This window comes from Chitinophaga sp. H8, from assembly GCF_040567655.1.
Lineage (GTDB): Bacteria > Bacteroidota > Bacteroidia > Chitinophagales > Chitinophagaceae > Chitinophaga > Chitinophaga defluvii.
This window is the reverse complement of sequence record NZ_JBEXAC010000003.1, coordinates 146,471-163,607: the sequence shown is the minus strand read 5'-3', so window position 1 is coordinate 163,607 and position 17,137 is coordinate 146,471. Positions and strand designations below refer to the sequence as shown.

Annotated in this window: 16 protein-coding genes; 6 read left to right on the top strand and 10 right to left on the bottom strand. The window is 43.6% G+C overall.

Annotation, left to right across the window (positions count from 1 at the left end; translation table 11 throughout):
* Window positions 1-98: 98 nt before the first annotated feature.
* Window positions 99-1,811: a single-stranded-DNA-specific exonuclease RecJ gene (gene recJ, locus ABR189_RS27585; RefSeq protein WP_354663748.1), complete on the top strand. Its 1,713-nt coding sequence runs from the start codon at window positions 99-101 to the stop codon at window positions 1,809-1,811.
* 150 nt (window positions 1,812-1,961) lie between these two features.
* On the opposite strand, the gene ABR189_RS27580 is transcribed toward recJ, so the two are convergent.
* From ABR189_RS27580 to htpG, 3 genes are all read right to left on the bottom strand, one after another.
* A complete protein-coding gene (locus ABR189_RS27580; protein ID WP_354663747.1) occupies window positions 1,962-2,765 on the bottom strand; it encodes a carboxylesterase family protein in 804 nt (267 codons plus the stop codon).
* Window positions 2,766-2,880: 115 nt separating this feature from the next.
* Complete coding sequence (locus ABR189_RS27575) at window positions 2,881-3,684, bottom strand: carboxylesterase family protein (RefSeq protein WP_354663746.1); 804 nt, start codon at window positions 3,682-3,684, stop codon at window positions 2,881-2,883.
* A gap of 172 nt (window positions 3,685-3,856) precedes the next feature.
* Entirely contained in the window at window positions 3,857-5,692 is a 1,836-nt protein-coding gene (htpG, locus tag ABR189_RS27570) for a molecular chaperone HtpG (RefSeq protein ID WP_354663745.1), read from the bottom strand.
* A 538-nt stretch (window positions 5,693-6,230) separates the two neighbouring features.
* Between htpG and rpsF the strand changes: the two genes are divergently transcribed.
* From rpsF to ABR189_RS27550, 4 genes are all read left to right on the top strand, one after another.
* Complete coding sequence (rpsF, locus tag ABR189_RS27565) at window positions 6,231-6,581, top strand: 30S ribosomal protein S6 (protein WP_354663744.1); 351 nt, start codon at window positions 6,231-6,233, stop codon at window positions 6,579-6,581.
* 4 nt (window positions 6,582-6,585) lie between these two features.
* Window positions 6,586-6,858 (top strand): 30S ribosomal protein S18, encoded by a 273-nt coding sequence (gene rpsR, locus ABR189_RS27560; protein WP_354663743.1) that lies wholly within the window; start codon window positions 6,586-6,588, stop codon window positions 6,856-6,858.
* A gap of 6 nt (window positions 6,859-6,864) precedes the next feature.
* Entirely contained in the window at window positions 6,865-7,311 is a 447-nt protein-coding gene (gene rplI, locus ABR189_RS27555; RefSeq protein WP_354663742.1) for a 50S ribosomal protein L9, read from the top strand.
* 294 nt (window positions 7,312-7,605) lie between these two features.
* Entirely contained in the window at window positions 7,606-8,340 is a 735-nt protein-coding gene (locus ABR189_RS27550) for a hypothetical protein (RefSeq protein ID WP_354663741.1), read from the top strand.
* 53 nt (window positions 8,341-8,393) lie between these two features.
* On the opposite strand, the gene ABR189_RS27545 is transcribed toward ABR189_RS27550, so the two are convergent.
* Window positions 8,394-9,266 (bottom strand): alpha/beta hydrolase fold domain-containing protein, encoded by an 873-nt coding sequence (locus ABR189_RS27545; protein ID WP_354663740.1) that lies wholly within the window; start codon window positions 9,264-9,266, stop codon window positions 8,394-8,396.
* Window positions 9,267-9,383: 117 nt separating this feature from the next.
* On the opposite strand from ABR189_RS27545, the gene ABR189_RS27540 reads away from it, so the two are divergent.
* Window positions 9,384-9,791 (top strand): hypothetical protein, encoded by a 408-nt coding sequence (locus ABR189_RS27540; protein ID WP_354663739.1) that lies wholly within the window; start codon window positions 9,384-9,386, stop codon window positions 9,789-9,791.
* On the opposite strand, the gene ABR189_RS27535 is transcribed toward ABR189_RS27540, so the two are convergent.
* The 6 genes from ABR189_RS27535 to ABR189_RS27510 all read right to left on the bottom strand — a co-directional run bounded on the left by ABR189_RS27535 (window position 9,780) and on the right by ABR189_RS27510 (window position 17,126).
* On the bottom strand, window positions 9,780-11,012 hold the full coding sequence (locus ABR189_RS27535) for a DUF2252 domain-containing protein (RefSeq protein WP_354663738.1): 1,233 nt from the start codon (window positions 11,010-11,012) through the stop codon (window positions 9,780-9,782). The two genes, ABR189_RS27540 and ABR189_RS27535, sit on opposite strands and share 12 nt — an antisense overlap.
* A gap of 28 nt (window positions 11,013-11,040) precedes the next feature.
* Window positions 11,041-12,144: a D-TA family PLP-dependent enzyme gene (locus ABR189_RS27530; RefSeq protein WP_354663737.1), complete on the bottom strand. Its 1,104-nt coding sequence runs from the start codon at window positions 12,142-12,144 to the stop codon at window positions 11,041-11,043.
* A 33-nt stretch (window positions 12,145-12,177) separates the two neighbouring features.
* Complete coding sequence (locus ABR189_RS27525; RefSeq protein ID WP_354663736.1) at window positions 12,178-12,639, bottom strand: RidA family protein; 462 nt, start codon at window positions 12,637-12,639, stop codon at window positions 12,178-12,180.
* A gap of 29 nt (window positions 12,640-12,668) precedes the next feature.
* Window positions 12,669-13,982 carry a gluconate:H+ symporter gene (locus ABR189_RS27520; RefSeq protein ID WP_354663735.1) on the bottom strand — a complete coding sequence of 438 codons (1,314 nt, stop codon included), beginning with the start codon at window positions 13,980-13,982 and terminating at the stop codon, window positions 12,669-12,671.
* 113 nt (window positions 13,983-14,095) lie between these two features.
* Window positions 14,096-15,367, bottom strand: coding sequence for an ABC transporter permease (locus ABR189_RS27515; protein WP_354663734.1), 1,272 nt, complete (start codon window positions 15,365-15,367; stop codon window positions 14,096-14,098).
* 385 nt (window positions 15,368-15,752) lie between these two features.
* The gene (locus tag ABR189_RS27510) at window positions 15,753-17,126 is read right to left on the bottom strand and encodes an NADH-quinone oxidoreductase subunit N (RefSeq protein WP_354663733.1); all 1,374 of its coding nucleotides are present in this window, start codon (window positions 17,124-17,126) and stop codon (window positions 15,753-15,755) included.
* Between the last annotated feature and the right edge of the window lie 11 nt (window positions 17,127-17,137).

The window sequence follows — 17,137 nt, the reverse complement described above, 5'->3', positions numbered from 1 at the left end:
GTGATTACTATCGGACTTTTGCCCGATAGTAGGGTGGTAGCATTTTATTATATATATTACTGCTTTGCTTTTTCACCCTTCACCTAAGCCACCAATGAATGCAGAAACGCTGGACAGTAAAAGGACATCAACCAAAACAGGAGCAATTATTACAATCGGCGTTACGCATACACCCGTTGTTATGCAGATTGCTGGTACAGCGCGGCGTTACTAACTATGACGCTGCACGGCTTTTTTTTCGCCCTACGCTCAACGATTTACACGATCCATGGCTGATGAAAGACATGGACAAAGCCATTTCCCGTATTGAAGAGGCTTTCTTCCGCAGGGAAAAAATACTGGTATACGGCGATTATGATGTTGATGGTACTACCGCTGTGGCTACCGTGTACTCCTTCCTGCAAACCATGTATAAAAATATTGAGTTCTATATCCCCCACAGGTACCGGGAAGGATATGGTATCTCCATGCAAGGGATCGAATATGCGCGGGATAACGAATTTAGCCTCATCATCGCATTAGACTGCGGTATTAAATCCGTAGAATATATTACATATGCCCGGGAACAAGGTATAGACTTTATTATATGCGACCATCATTTGCCGGATGCCATTTTACCACCTGCTGTCGCCATTCTGAATCCCAAACAACCTGATTGTCCTTATCCTTACAAAGAATTAAGCGGATGCGGGATCGGCTATAAACTGGTAAGCGCATTTGCTCAAAAACTAGGCCTTCCTCCTTCCGAAGCCAATAAATACCTGGACCTGGTGGCTACCAGTATTGCCGCGGATATTGTGCCGATGACCGGTGAAAACCGCATACTGGCTTTTCATGGGCTAATAAAGGTAAATGAAGATCCATTACCAGGTATTAAAGCGCTGATAGAACTTAGTTCACTAAAAGAAAAACTAACTATTTCCAATCTGGTATTTGTAATCGCTCCCCGTGTAAATGCGGCCGGCAGAATGGATGACGCTCGTAAAGCAGTCAACCTGTTCATTGAAAATGATCTCCAGAAAGCAAAAGCTATTGCTGATATTCTTCACGCTGACAACTTTGACCGGAAAGAAATAGATAACACCATTACACAGGAAGCTATCGCGCTCATTCAGAATGATGCTACCCAGGCGGCCCGTAAATCTACCGTCCTGTTCCAGTCGCACTGGCACAAAGGGGTTGTAGGTATTGTGGCTTCCCGCCTGATAGACAAATACTACTACCGGCCCACTATCATACTCACCACATCAAATGATAAGGTAGCCGGTTCTGCCCGCTCCGTGACAGGTTTTAATGTATATGAGGCCATTCATCAGTGTAAAGACCTGCTGGAAAACTATGGCGGACATTTTTATGCTGCCGGCATGACCCTGAAACCAGAAAATGTGCCGGCCTTCCAGGAAAAATTTGAACAGGTAGTAGCTACTACCATCAACCCAGAATTATTAATCCCGGAAATTGTCATTGATACCGAAATTAATGCCAGTGATATCACACCGGCTTTCTATAACATCCTGAAACAGTTCGAACCATTAGGACCAGATAATCTCCGCCCTGTTTTCCTGATCAGAAATGTAGTAGACAGCGGCTATTCCAAACTGGTAAAAGAAGAGCATATCAAGTTTTCTGTAAAACAAGGCCGTAACTTCTCTTCCTTACAAGGTATCGGCTTTTACATGGCTGATAAATTTCAAATTATCAGTGATAAACAACCTTTTGATATGGTGTTTACCCTGGATGAAAATGAATGGAATGGCACTGTCAATCTTCAAATGAAAGTAATAGACATCAGGAGAGCTGTTAGCTATTAGCCTTTAGCTGTTAGCGATTGTGTTTTGTTGAAGTCCTTGTTATTATGGAAGGTGTTAGTTAACAGCTGTTAGCTATTCTAAAAAGGGTATTGAGCATAAACTCATTCGCTGCATTTAGCTAACAGCTAAAGACTAACAGCTAATAGCTCTTTATTTATGCTGCTGCAACATCCAGGTATATAATGCGGGATTAGCATAAGCCTTATCCCAGGCATTATGTCCGCCGGTAGCATTTTCCGTATACTGCACGTTTCCGCCACAGGCTTTTAATGCGGCTACCATATTGCGCGAACCTTTTACATCCACCGTAGGATCATCTGCATTATGGAATGCCCATACAGGTACTGCCTTCAGATTGCAGGCTTTATTCACATCTCCCATTCCGCTGATGGGTACTATTGCGGCAAACTGATCAGGATATGCTACACTCCAATCCCAGGTCGTCATCCCTCCCATGCTTAATCCGGTAAGATATACCCTGGAGCTGTCCACATGATATTTCGCCAGAATTTCTTTATATAAGATCTGCAACGTAGCAATATTCCACCAGTTCCTTAAACACTGAGGGGCTACCATTACAAATTCCTTCCCCGCTACTACCCTTGGCAATCCTACTCTTTTTACCACATTCACATCATTGCCAATTTCTCCTACACCATGCAGGGAAATCACTACCGGCCAGCGGTAATTTTTCTTTTCATTATAACCATCCGGAATGTACAATACATAGTCTGTAATATTCCCCTGCTGATTATCCATTTTTTTGTTGGTAATACCCACTGTCTGCGCCGGAAATACATCATCCGGCTTAGGCGTTGGTTTTCCCGGTTCAACTGGTTTTCCCGGATCAACCGGAACAGGAAGTTCTTTAGGGGTTTCTTTGGAACAGGACATAAAAGTCAGTGTTCCCAACAATAGTGCAGCACTAAAAAATGCTATCATGGTCTTTCTCATATACAATGCTTTAAAGAAGTAATACTTCATCCGGATACAGTATCCAGGTGATATGGTTTCCTGAAATCCACCAGCAGCCGGAGCGGCAACTGCCGGTAGATCATTTTTTTACCTGCTATTTATGTTGTGCTAACAACCAGGTATATAATCCTGCATTGGCATAAGCCTTATCCCAGGCATTATGTCCTCCCGTAGGATTTTCGGTATACTTTACATTGCCGCCAATAGCCTTCAATGCATTGACCATATTACGGGTGTTCCAAACACTTACGGTCGGATCATCTGCGTTATGGAATGCCCATACAGGCGTAGTTTTTATACTGGCTACATTCTTCGGATTGCTGCCACCACAGATAGGTACAATAGCTGCAAATTTCTGTGGGCTGAGAATACTCCAATCCCAGGTAGTAAATCCTCCCATGCTTAACCCGGTTAAATACACACGCTTCGGATCTACATTGTATTTAGCGATGATCTCACTGTACAATACATCCAGTGTAGCGATGTTCCACCAGTTACGCAGGCACTGTGGTGCAATCATAACAAAAGGTTTTCCTGCTACTACTTTAGGTAATCCTACATTCCTGACTACATTAATATTGGAACCGGTTTCGCCCATTCCATGTAAAGCTATCACCACCGGCCAGCGATAGGTTTTCTTTTCATTATAACCGTTAGGAATGTACAGTAGATACTGACTGATGTTTCCACGCTGGTTATCCATCTTTTTTACAGTAATACCCACTGTCTGCGGAGTAAAGGCAGTGGTAACTAATCCCGTTGCTGCAACAGCAGCTGCTTCATTGTCAACGTTCAGTGATGGCTGGGGAGCAATGCTGTCTTTTCCACATGACATCATCATTGTTAGTGCTCCGAGCAGCAAGACATGGCCAAAATTTTTAATTGCTTTTTTTTTCATATAACTGGTTAAAATGACAAAAGGCATGAAGTGGTTTACTTCATGCCTTTGTAAAAAGGTTTCTCAATATTTTTCTGTTTATAGCCTGCCGCTCCAACAATCTATAAACAGAAAAAGCTCCCCTCCTAAACGGAAAACGGGGAGCTTTATTGCAATCGTTTATTTTTTATGCTTAACTTCTCTTTTCTCCTCCCATCAATTCCACACTTCTGTTTACAAAGGCAGTGAGATCAGCACCGGTTAATAAATTCTGAGACAGTAATGCCAGGTCAGCTAAATTTTTTACCAGCTTCTGCTGAAGATCTGCATTGTCTTCTTTCAGAATATGCTGATATACATGATGATTGGCATTTACGGTCATATTTATTTCATCCGGCATATTGGCGTACCAGTTCATACCGCCACCACCAACAGCTGCCATGTCTTTCATCCGGCGCATAAACTCCGGCCTTGTTACAATCACCGGTTGTGCATCTGCACTCAATCCTTTTAATTCTACTTTTATATTAGGCTGTGCAATCTGCTGCCCAAACAAATCTTTCAGTTTACCTTCTTCTTCCTGTGTTAAAACACTTTCTGCTTTTTCGTCTTTGTCAATCAGATTATCAGCAATATCCGCATCTACCCGGGTAAACTGTACATTTTCCCATTTGGCTTCCATGTTGTTGATGAAGGCAGCATCCACCAGGGTTTCCATCTTCACCACCTTGTAACCTTTATTACGCGCAGCCTTTACATAACTATCCTGTTGTACCGGATTGGTGGCATACAATATTACCAGCTTCTGCTCTTTATTGGTTTGCAAAGCAGCCGCTTCTGTACGGTATTCTTCCAGTGTATGGAATTTGTCCGCACCAATTTCTTCCAGTAACAGGAATTTGTTGGCTTTCTCCAGGAATTTGTCGTCCGTCATCATACCATACTTCACAAACAAACCAATAGACTCCCATTTTTCTTCAAATCCTTTCCGGTCATTACGGAACATTTCATCCAGCTTATCTGCTACCTTTTTAGTGATATGCGCATTGATCTTTTTCACATTGGGATCACCCTGTAAATAGCTCCTGCTTACATTCAGTGGAATATCCGGGCTATCAATCACCCCATGCAACAGCATCAGAAATTCCGGTACAATATCTTTTACCTCATCTGTTACATATACCTGGTTGGAATACAGGTTGATCTTATCCTTTTGTATTTCGTAGCTTTTGGAAATTTTGGGGAAATAAAGAATACCCGTGAGGTTAAACGGATAATCTACATTCAGGTGAATCCAGAACAGCGGCGCCTCTGCAAAAGGATATAATTCCTTATAAAAATTCTGATAGTCTTCTGTTGTTAGTTCACTTGGTTTCTTTGTCCACGCAGGGGTGGTATTGTTAATCTGCTGTCCTTCAAATTTGATAGGCACCGGCAGAAACTTACAGAATTTTTCCAGGATGGTACGGATGCGGTGTTCGTCCAGAAATTCTTCGCTTTCTGCATTTACGTGCATCACGATATCTGTACCACGTTCTGCCTTTTCAGTAGCTTCCATTTCGTATTCAGGACTGCCATCACACTCCCAGCGTACAGCAGGTACTCCTTCCTTATGGGATTTACTGAAAATTTCTACTTTATCACTCACCATAAAGGAAGAGTAAAAACCCAATCCAAAGTGTCCGATGATATTGGCACCATCCGACTGGCCTTTATATTTCTTCAGAAATTCTTCTGCACCTGAAAAAGCTACCTGGTTAATATACTTATCTACCTCTTCTGCCGTCATACCAATACCATGGTCAGCAATTGTCAGGGTCTTTTTTTCCTTATCCAGTTTTACTTCAATGTCAATATTTCCCAGTTCTCCTTTAAACTCGCCTACACTTGCCAATGTTCTCAGCTTTTGGGTAGCATCCACCGCATTACTTACCAGCTCGCGGATAAAGATTTCATGATCTGAATAAAGGAATTTTTTGATAATGGGGAAAATGTTCTCAGTTTGTACACGTATTGCTCCTTTCTGCATGGGAATCTTAATTTTTTGTGATGTTTTTTTTCCAAAGTGCGTGCCAGTACGGTTTGCCTGACAAGATGACAAAACAACACTGCCCCTGGTGGATATAAGTGCGTATATTTGAGCATCAATAATATATACTGGTATGGAGCAGTAAGGCCGGATGTGCCCATGTTATTGGTATGTTGTCCCTGGAAAGCGGCAGCATTTTATATCAAATAATTGTATATCAATAATTTATCTCTTCCAATGGCTGTATTAACCAGCATTGGAGGATCTGGATAAAGCAAGATGCTCGTTAACCACTGATCTTTTTTTGAAAAAACCTCTTTCGAAACGGCCGTTCCCTTTTGAGGACGGCCTTTTTTTGAGCTGTTAGCTGTTGGCAATTAGCTTTTAGCTCCCCCCTAACGCATTAATTACCATACAATTACTCTCCTCCCAATATCCCAGTATAATTAATGTCCAAATAATCAGGGTTGGTACGTAAAAAAGCCTATCTTTGCACTCCAAATTTTTATTTTTAATCAATTTTTAAACAGGGAACATTATGAACTACGAATTGATGGTGATCTTTACCCCTGTGCTTTCTGAGGATGACTACAAGGCAGCCCAGAAGAAATTCGCTGATATCATTAAAGATAATGGCGGAGATGTAACGCACGAAAATCCCTGGGGATTAAGATCACTGGCGTATCCTATCCGGAAAAAGACTACAGGAATGTATCTGGTTCTGGAATACAGTGCGCCATCCGACCTCAATGAGAAGCTGAAAATTCAGCTGAATCGCGATGAAAATGTATTACGTCACATGGTTACTGCACTGGACAAGTACGCTGTAGAGTACAACGGCCGCAAGAAACATGGCGTTAACGCTGATCCTAAAACCACTGAAGCTTAAAATTATGGCAGTTAAACCTAAACAAGAAATTAAATACTTAACAGCCGTTAAAACTGAAAAACGCCAGAAGAAATACTGCCGTTTTAAGAAAATGGGCATCAAGTATGTGGATTACAAGGACGGCGAGTTTCTGAAGAAATTTCTGAACGACCAGGGCAAAATGCTGCCCCGCCGTATTACGGGTAACTCCCTGAAATTTCAGCGTAAAGTAGCCCAGGCTATTAAAAAAGCTCGTCAAATGGCTTTATTGCCTTATGTTACTGACCTTTTAAAGTAAGAAGTTATGCAAATCATCTTAATACAAGACGTTGATAATCTGGGCCAGAAGAATGAACTGGTAAGCGTGAAAAACGGTTATGCCAGAAATTTTCTGATACCTCAGAAATTTGCAGTGGAAGCCAGCCCTTCTAACTTAAAGCAATTACAGGAACGCCTGAAAGTGCGTCAAGTAAAAGAAGAGAAAATGTTGGCCGAAATTGCCAAAGTAGTAGAAGTACTGAAGTCTTCTGCTGTTAAAATTGGCGCTAAAACCGGTACTTCCGGTAAAATATTCGGTAGCGTAACCGGTGTGCAGATTGCACGTGCTATTAAAGAGCAAAAAGGTTACGAAATCGACCGCCGCCGCATCCACATCCTGGATGATGTTAAAGAATTAGGTACTTACAAAGCTCGCATCGATTTCGGTAAAGGCAACGAAACTGAAATGGAATTTGAAGTGGTAGCTGAGTAAACCATACGACTGACTTGTGGCAACACAATCAGTATAAAGAAACTTCCCGGTCCCTCACAGGTCCGGGATTTTTTTTACCTCCAACTATCCCCCCTGCCGGGATAGCTACTTCCTCACCTGCTGCTATTGCCTCCCACGTACAACCTCAGGATCTCCCTCCCGATGACATACAACATATATAATAAAATATCTACATTTACATCCGATACCGGGCGCCTGCCATCTGCTGATCCTATGTCATCATCATTCAACAGTGGTACCGGTGATTGCCTGGCCAATTAAACGACGTACCTTATGAAATGTAACCTGCTATTGCTGACCTCCGCCCTCCTGCTGGCAGCATGCAATAACCAGACTCCTCGTACCGGTGATGGTACTGCCACTACTGATACCACTGTTAATAATAACATAGATAGTAATATTCCAATAGATACCCTTCATTTAGGGAATAAAACCCTGCTGGTATACACGGTTAGCAAGGCCTTATTTGATCAATACCCTTCCTCATCTACCGATACCACCGAAAATGTTTTACTGGCTAAAGACAGCCTCCTGCTAAAGCGTAATGCTGATACCCTCCTGTTCTCACTGACCAACGGACAAACGATGTCCATGGTCAATAAAGTGAACCAGGATGATGAAGACTATGCGGGTTATACCTATGCCGGATATTTTCCTGCTATTCACCGCCTGGGAGTGATAGCCACTTACTACGAATCCGGAGATTATCTCCTGGTAAATCCGGCCAACGGAGATACCCTCCATACCTGGGGCGCACCGGTTGTTTCGCCCGATAAAAAGTATCTGTTATGTACTTCTATGGATCTTGCGGCAGGGTTTGTACCCAACGGGTTCCAGCTGTTCAGCTACGAAAATGACCAGGTAAAAATGATAGGCGAAATTGAAATCAACAATTGGGGACCCGGCGAAGTAAAATGGATGGACAGTAATACCCTGTTAGCTACCTATATCTTTTTAGACAATGATATGAATCCAGGTACCAAATATGTAAAAATAGTACTGCAATAACCTGCTGCAGCTATACTGCGCTTTTACGCAGCAGTATAGCTGCAACAGGCTCTCTATTTAGCATACTTGTTAATAAAGGTAAACATCCTCAACACCGCATCGCCTGCTGATGCCGGAGGAATTTCATGGCCTGCCTTATAAGTAACATATTCATGTACTACACCTGCCTGCTTCAGGTGCTGTACTAATTCCTCTGCCTGGGCAATCGGCGCCACCTGATCTTCTGTACCATGTATGACCAGTGTAGGCGGGCTTTTTGCTGTTACATAATTAACCGGACTACCCTCCTGATAGGCAGTAGGGTTTTGCTGTGGGCTACCTCCCATAAAGATTGATAACAACGGTTTTACGTCCGCCCCTGCCTGATTGTATAAGGTAGTCATATTATACACCCCTATCAGGCATATGGCTGTTTTTATATACCCTTTTTCATTATGCTTGTAAGCAGACAATGCTGCCAGATGCGCACCTGCACTGGCTCCCAGCACTATGGTAATATTGGAAATCTGGTATCTGCCGGCATTTTGCCAGATATATTCCAGCGCCTGCTTTACGTCCTGCTCAGCCGTAGGAAAATGGTTCCTGTTGGCAGTAGCCAGCCGGTAATTGATATTAAAATAAGCATAGGTGGCGGTACGGTTCTTTAAAGAATCAATCGCCAGGGTGAAGTCTTTTTTATCACCGCCTACCCATCCTCCTCCATGAATAAACACAATAGCCTTGGTAGCATCCGTACTTCTGTCCGCAGGCAGGTACACATCCATTTTTTGTGCAGGATCTGTGCCATATGCTTCGTCTTTAACCTCCACTTCCCTGGATGCCGGTAAAATAGTACTGGTTTCATTTTTCTGGCAACCTCCCACAAAAAACCCTCCCACAATCAGTAGTAATAAAAGCAGCTTGTTTATGGTGCGGTAAGAACCCATAATACTTTTTTTAGTCAGTTATGGCAAATAATATGCCTTAGTAGGCTGATGAACGCTGTTGAGGAAATCCGTATATTTAATATGTACAACCAAATCAGTCGTCTAAAACCCTTTATCATGAAAAAGATAACACTCCTGGTATTTTTTGCAGGTGTATGTTCAATGACAGCTAGTGCCCAAGGTGCATTGCCTGCGGTTCCTGATATTACTAAACAGGCCCCCCTGTTAAATATCGATGGTACCGCAAATGCCATCCTTTCAAAATTAAGCCCTGCCTTATCACTTACAGCAACACAGCAACCAAAGATACTCAACCTTGTTACCAGTTTTATTAAACAAAAGGTAAACATCCTGCCATTACAACAAAGTAATCCGGCTGCTTATACTACTAAATTTGGCAGTATGAAAAATGGCCTTACTTCCAAATTAAAAACAATACTCACAGCCGCACAATTCAGTAAGTTTCTGGGGCTGAAACCCAGCATCAATGATGCCAGCAATGTTTTATCCCAGCTATTTTTTTAGCTCTGCAGGAGCAGGTAACAATGTGAATACACCTTCATCATATGCCTGGCAAAAGGTAGCATAATCTTTTTCCACCTGTGCACTGTACGCCTGCGCAAAATCAAATAATGGTTTACGCCAGACGGATACCTCTTTTCCAAAAGCAATCAGTTCATCGGCAATCGCTGATCCCTGCCGCCCTGAGCTGCGCAAACAATCCCAGGCACAGATCTGCCCCATTGTTTTCAATACCATCTCCAGCTTCCGGAGCTTACCCCTAAACAATGCATAGTCCAGTTTATCCAGCATTGGCTGCAGTTCTTTTAACACAAACTGCCGGTTGTTGATCACTATATCGTTCAGTAAAAACGGCGAAGTAGCCTGTATTCTTTTCTGCAGTTCTATAATACGGGCCGCCTCATGTGACCATGCTGGTTGAGGAAAATCAAAATAAGCCAGTATACAGGAAGGAGTGGCCAGTTTAACATCCAGCAGAAAGTCGCCGGCTGTACCATTTTTTCCTGCTGCCAAAACAATGTACCGGTCTGCACCCAGACTACCGGTACCGGCCACACGATAAGCAATATCTTTTACTTTATAAAAGCCAGGGCCTTTCATTTGAGCACCCCATGCTTCAATAGCCTCTTTCACCTGCTCACGGGTATGTTTGTCTGCTTTGAATGTCCGTATATTGTTAATGATCAGTTTGGCTACCCCGTTCTTATAAGTAACCCGCTTATTCAGAAAGTCCTTTTGTTTGCGGAGTTGTACTGCATCCAGCAGTTCCCGCACTACTCCTTTTGCGGTACGCTGTTCCAGCGGGCGTATGTATCCGGCTGCAAGTGTAGTTGCATATTCCTCCAGGAAAACATTAAAGAGATGGGTAGCGCCATCCTCATTGATCCCAAGTGCACTACTAGCCAGGAATAAGCTGCATAACAATCTGCCTGCATCTACCAGGCAGGGGGCCAGAACGGATTCATCAAAATCATTGATGTCAAAATATGCCAGCCGGTTATCTCCTTTGTAGCTGCCAAAATTTTCCAGGTGGAGATCACCGCATACCCATGCCAGCGGGGACTTTAACAAAGGGCTTTTTGCTGGCAGGTCCTGATAAAATAAATGGCAGGAACCCCTGTAAAAACGGAAAGCATTTTCACGCATTCCTTTATACTTGAGCTGCAACAGCTCAGGGATCCTGCCATCATTAAACGTTTTAATACGCTTGATAACATTCCGCATAAAACAAGATATATACTATAAAAGTACATTAAACTGTAATACTACGGTCACGGGCTATGATACGCCAGTTGGCCATACAGGTATTATCACTGGCCACATATGCCTTTTCATATAATGCCATGGTAGGGCAGATATGATAGGGCACCCCATAAAACACAGTCCCCACCGGATAAAGGGAAGTATCTTCCACTCTTACCACCAGGTGTTCTTCATTTTGAGACACCGGTGTTGCGGCCGGTACATTTAAAAAGAATACCCTGGGCTGTGGGTTTTCAGCTGCCACTGATTTATGTCCAAGATCCAGGCATAACAACTGATCATCTATTACTGCAATTACCCGTGTTATCAATACAGCAGCAAACTGAAATGGCTGCTCAGGAATGTGTTGCCGGTATCCTTCGTCCCAAAGTACAAAAGTGCCCGGGCTGCAATCTACCGCTTCGTTAGCGGCATGTATGGAAAAAGTTGGCGTTCCCCCCGCCACCACCAATGGTGCAGGTAATCCGGCATCTTTTATTTGTTGCACCAACGCCTTCACCGGTTCAAATGCCTTTACACATTTCTCCGTTCTCACAGCCAGTTCCGTATCATGAATATGACCATCATACGCATGCAATCCTACAGGGGTGATACCGGTAATGGTATGTAGCCGGGTATATAATTCCAATGCTGCTTTTCCAGGTTTAATCCCGGTTCTGTTCATCCCTACGTTGAGATCCATGAATACCGGTATGGATAATTGCTGTGCGGCAAATGTAGCCGCTATAGCCACCGCAGTAGCTTCATTGTCTACCAGGCAGGAAAAGCGGGTAGCTGGATATTTTTGTGCCACGGCCAGCAACCTGAAGATCTTGGGACCCACTGGCTGATAAGCCAGCATAGCCTCCGCAACACCCGCCATACCAAGCATTTCTGCTTCCGCAATAGTGGCACACTTGTACTTATTGATACCAGCTTCCTGCATCAGCTGTACCACTTCCGCCGTTTTTGACGTCTTTACGTGTGGGCGTAACCGGGATACATCACCAATCATCTTTATTAACTGCTGTATGTTCTCCTTTATACGGTCAGGATATAATACTATCGCAGGGGAATCAATCTGTGCTATATTTTGCAGGTCGTACCAGTGCATCTCTATAAGATTAATTAACTATCACAACAGCCATTAAGCCAGTTCAAACAAGACTTCAATTTCCACAGAAATATTACCTGGTAAAGAGCCCATGCCTACAGCACTACGTACCCCAATACCATTATCTTCTCCCCATATCTTGGCAAACAATTCACTGCAACCATTAATGACATATGGATGTTGGCCAAAATCAGCAGTACAGTTAACCATGCCTAATACCTTGATCACCCGCTTGATTTTGTCCAGGCTACCCAGGTTAGCCATCAGGGTAGACAAAATTGTTAATCCCACCTGCTGTGCGGCCAGCTTACCTTGCTCCATATCCATTTCGGCCCCTATCTTGCCAACGATCAGGCTTTGATCTTCTTTTACAGGACCATGCCCGGATACATATACGTGCTTACCATCTATCAACAATGGTTTATAAACTCCCGCAGGTGCAGGTGCAGGTGGCAATTGTAATCCTAATGCTTTGAATCTTTCATTTGCTGACATAACGATATTTTTATAAAATGAACTATACTTTATACAAACAAACTTAATAATAAACATCCTCCCAATCCTACTATGGATACAATTGTTTCCATCACAGACCACGTTTTAATGGTATCTTTCACAGACAAGTTAAAATATTCCTTGAACATCCAGAAACCGGCATCATTTACATGTGAAAACATTAAGCTGCCGGCACCGGTAGCCAGCACCATTAAGCTGGGGTTTACACCGGTAGATCCAATTAAGGGTGCTACAATACCAGCTGTGGTCAATCCCGCTACTGTAGCCGACCCTACGCATACGCGGATCAATGCAGCAATACCCCAGGCCAGTATCAGCGGATGTGTATGCATGCCCTGTAAAACAGTGGCAATATAACTGCTCACCTTACTGTCGTGCAGCATCTGGGTGAGCGCGCCCGAACCTCCGATGATCAGTATAATCACCGCTACATCTCTTACCGCATCATCCATCACTCCCATTACTTTTTTCATGGGCATCCCTCTGCGCAGTCCCAGAATATACATGCCATTTAGTACTGCCAGCAGCATTACTATCACCGGATCGCCGAGCCAATCGGCCAGCTGGTACAAAGGCTGCGTTTCAACGGTAACCACTTTTATCAAAGCTGTTACTGCCAGTAACACTACCGGTAACAATGCAGCATAGATACTGGCCAGCATGCCTGGTAATTGCTCATCAGGCATAGGCTCCGCAGTAAACATCGCCGCAGGGGCTGTTTTATATTGCTTCAGGAAACGGGAAAACACCGGCCCCGCCATTACAATAGCAGGAATGGCTACCAGCATACCATAGAGCAACGTAAGGCCCATATTAGCCCCGAATTCATGCACCAACGCTGTGGGTGACGGGTGTGGCGGGAGATAACCATGGGTTACCGAAAGGGATGCCAACATAGGAATACCCAGGTACACTGCCGGCAATCCTGTACGTGCGGCTACCGTGAATATCAGCGGTACCATCAGCACAAACCCGATATTGTAGAACAAAGGTATGCCCACAATAAACCCGGTCAGCATCAGCGACCACTGGATATACTTTTGTCCGAATACCTGCATTAATCCGGTGGCAATACGCTGTGCAGCACCACTCTCTGCCACCAGCTTTCCCAGCATAGCGCCAAATACAATGACAATAATAAGCGAGCCTAACGTTTTACCTATTCCGGTTTGAATAGACTGGGTAATGGCCGTAATTTTCATTCCTAATGCCAATCCCATCAACAGGGACACAATGAGGAAAGCCATAAAGGTATTCAGACGACAATAAGTAACCAGAAATACCAATAAGAGGATAGCAGCAATAACAACTAATAGTGACATCTAACGTGCTTTTTTTCATAACGTAGTCTGTTCCCTTTTCTCCCTCACAGAACTAAAGTTATCTATTACACCCGTCTTATGCAAGCAGCCGGAGAATAAAGCACGATAAAAGCCTATTCGTAGCGGAGCGCCACAATAGGATCAAGGCGGGAGGCCTTGACAGCGGGATAGATCCCTGATGCCAGCCCAACAGCGGCACACAAAGATATACCCAGGGTAATCCATACCCAGGGGATAATAAAGCTGGTTTTTAATAAAACAGAAACCAGATTACCTACCATCATCCCTAATACAACTCCCAGGATCCCCCCGGAAATACTGATGATAATGGCTTCATAAATAAACTGGCTGCGGATAGTATGGCTGGTAGCTCCCAGTGCTTTGTTTACACCAATTTCCCGGGTCCGTTCTGCTACCGATACCAACATGATATTCATTAAACCAATAGCAGATCCAAACAAGGTAATAAAGCCGATAAAAGCGGCTGCCACCGTTACCGTACTCAAGCTTTTAAACAGCATTTCTGCAATACTATCGCTCTTGCTGATGTAAAAATTCTCTTCTTCATTGAATGCCAACCCACGTATGATCCTCAGCAAACCGGTAGCCTCTCCCACCGCTGCATCCATCTGGGTGATATCCTTTACCGAAACACCTATCTGATAAGAAGCATTAGGGCGTTCAAAGATCCTCCGGGTATTGTTTACTGAAGTGATCACCACATTATCCGCACTCATGATATTACTGCTTCCCTTCGAGGTCAATACTCCTATTACCCGGTAACGGATATCCCCCACCCGCACTGTATTGTTGATAATGTCCTTAAAATCTTCCCCAAAGAGCTTTTTAGCCACATCAGATCCCAGAATAGCTACATTACGTCCTGATTCAACATCCAGCTTGTTCAGGTTACGCCCCTGCTGCAGGTCATAGTTAGACAAGCTCAGGTAGTTTTCATCACCGCCAATCACCTGCACATTAGGGTTTGTTTTTTTATCCCCTTTGTATACCGTAGCAATCCCGGTAGCCCGGAAGGAAATGCTAACGGAAGCCGGGAAGGTATATCTTTCTTTGAAAGCAACTGCTTCCTGGTACTTGATAGGTTTATTGCGATTGGATGCTTTTACTTTGGTCCGTTTATTTCCTTTGGTAGCCTTATCCCCATTACCCATCCGGATCATCATTTCCCGGTTACGGATAGAAAAGCTGTTGGCTCCCATACTGGCAAAACTGGAATAAATACTCCCCTTCATACTGTCAATAGCAGTAAGAATCCCTACCAGGGCCATAATACCAAAGGCAATAATTGCTACCGTAAGCCCGGTACGCAGCCGGTTGCCGGTTACAGAACGAAATGCCAGGGAAAATATATCACGAAAATGCATAACTATCGCTTACTAGCTAAAGTTAGTATAATTAAGATTGTAATACATGCCTTTTTGGGATGAAAGGGTTTAATAGCGGTTAGCTTTTGGCTTTTAGCCTTTAGCTGGTGGAACAAGAATAGCTGTTAGCTTTTAGACCTTAGCCTTTTGCTGGTAGAACAAGCCCTGAGAGAATAGCGGTAGCTGTGTACTTCGAGTCAATAAATGCGAAGATCTGTCCAGGATAGGCCACCTGTATAAAAAAAGACGCCAGGTGTCCCGGCGTCTTTTAAATATCATCAAACTTTTTCTCACTTGTTAATTGCTGCATTTGAGCTAAAGGCTAAGGTCTAAAAGCTAACAGCTCTTTTTCACTCGCTGCATTTAAGCTAAGAGCTAAAAGCTGTTATACAAACTGCAACACCAGCCCTGGGAATACACCCAGTATAATTATAATAGCAATAGTCAGTATTAACGCTGCTTTGAAGCCACTGCCCACAGGCTCTACTTCCGGATCACCCTGTTTGAAATACATCGCTATAATGATCCTGAAATAATAGTATGCACTGATAGCCGCACAAACCACTGCTATAATTACCAGCCAGAGTAAATTACCTTCCTGCACTGCTGCGGCCAGTACCAGGTACTTTGCCATAAAGCCTGCAGTAAGTGGTATACCTGCCAGTGAAAACAGGAAAATGGCGGTAGCCAATGCTAATAAGGGCGATTTACGTGCAAGGCCGTTAAATCCTTCAAAGGTATAATCCTTCATTTTCATGAGTACCGCAAACACCCCAATGGTAGCAATGCTATATGCTGCTGCATATAAAATAATACCCTGGGAGGCCAGTTTATTCATGGCTATTACTGCCAGCATCATAAACCCTGCCTGTGCAATACTGGAGTATGCCAGCATACGTTTTACACTTTGCTGGAACACAGCAGTAAAGTTACCCAGAATCAGCGTGCAGGCAGCAATGATAGACAGGATCAGCAACCAGTGCTCACTGATGGTACCACCTGTAAAGCTGATGTGGAACATGCGTAAGAAAGCAATGAAACCACCTGCTTTTACAACGGTAGCCATAAAAGAAGTGAAAACGGTAGGTGAACCATCATATACATCTGGTGTCCAGAAATGAAAAGGTACCGCAGATACTTTAAAAGAAAGTGCAAATGCCAGCAGGATAATACCACAGAGGGCCAGCGGGTGAATACTGCCGGTGCCCAGCCCCAGTTCTGCAATATTGAAAGTACCTGCTGCGCCATAAATGAGGGTAATACCCATCAGCATGATACCGGTAGAGAAAGCTCCCATCAGGAAGTACTTCAGACCTGCTTCACTGCTTTTCAGATTCTGCTTATCGCTACCTGCCAGAACATATTGAGGAATAGATATAATTTCAATAGCCAGGAACAACATCAGCATATTGCTGAAAGAAGCTGCCAGGGTAATCCCTGCTAAAATGAAAAACACCAGTCCAAAATAATCCGCCACATGCTCTCCCACTTTCTCAAACTCACGACCGGATAATATAAAATATAAAAGGGTAGCGCCTAATGCTACTGCATTAAACAATATACTGAACTGGCTTACTTCTATCATGCCATAGTAAATACGGCTACCGCCTTGCAATCCAGGGCACTCCAGCAGGTTAGCTACAAAAGCGATGATCACCGCCGCTATGGCAAAATACTTGATCTGTTGCTTATTGCTTACAAATAAACCAACAAACATCATTAAAACGCCCGATAAAGCCGTAGAAATTAGTGCATTCATATTCTTGTCTT

Bases quoted from the DNA above. Each gene is read 5' to 3' on its own strand.
- ABR189_RS27530 (WP_354663737.1), bottom strand. From the start codon at position 12,144: ATGCACTGGTACGACCTGCAAAATATAGCACAGATTGATTCCCCTGCG.
- ABR189_RS27510 (WP_354663733.1), bottom strand. From the start codon at position 17,126: ATGAATGCACTAATTTCTACGGCTTTATCGGGCGTTTTAATGATGTTT.
- rpsR (WP_354663743.1), top strand. From the start codon at position 6,586: ATGGCAGTTAAACCTAAACAAGAAATTAAATACTTAACAGCCGTTAAA.
- ABR189_RS27545 (WP_354663740.1), bottom strand. From the start codon at position 9,266: ATGGGTTCTTACCGCACCATAAACAAGCTGCTTTTATTACTACTGATT.
- ABR189_RS27550 (WP_354663741.1), top strand. From the start codon at position 7,606: ATGAAATGTAACCTGCTATTGCTGACCTCCGCCCTCCTGCTGGCAGCA.
- rpsF (WP_354663744.1), top strand. From the start codon at position 6,231: ATGAACTACGAATTGATGGTGATCTTTACCCCTGTGCTTTCTGAGGAT.
- ABR189_RS27535 (WP_354663738.1), bottom strand. From the start codon at position 11,012: ATGCGGAATGTTATCAAGCGTATTAAAACGTTTAATGATGGCAGGATC.
- rplI (WP_354663742.1), top strand. From the start codon at position 6,865: ATGCAAATCATCTTAATACAAGACGTTGATAATCTGGGCCAGAAGAAT.
- ABR189_RS27525 (WP_354663736.1), bottom strand. From the start codon at position 12,639: ATGTCAGCAAATGAAAGATTCAAAGCATTAGGATTACAATTGCCACCT.
- ABR189_RS27540 (WP_354663739.1), top strand. From the start codon at position 9,384: ATGAAAAAGATAACACTCCTGGTATTTTTTGCAGGTGTATGTTCAATG.
- recJ (WP_354663748.1), top strand. From the start codon at position 99: ATGCAGAAACGCTGGACAGTAAAAGGACATCAACCAAAACAGGAGCAA.
- ABR189_RS27515 (WP_354663734.1), bottom strand. From the start codon at position 15,367: ATGCATTTTCGTGATATATTTTCCCTGGCATTTCGTTCTGTAACCGGC.
- ABR189_RS27575 (WP_354663746.1), bottom strand. From the start codon at position 3,684: ATGAAAAAAAAAGCAATTAAAAATTTTGGCCATGTCTTGCTGCTCGGA.
- ABR189_RS27520 (WP_354663735.1), bottom strand. From the start codon at position 13,982: ATGTCACTATTAGTTGTTATTGCTGCTATCCTCTTATTGGTATTTCTG.
- ABR189_RS27580 (WP_354663747.1), bottom strand. From the start codon at position 2,765: ATGAGAAAGACCATGATAGCATTTTTTAGTGCTGCACTATTGTTGGGA.
- htpG (WP_354663745.1), bottom strand. From the start codon at position 5,692: ATGCAGAAAGGAGCAATACGTGTACAAACTGAGAACATTTTCCCCATT.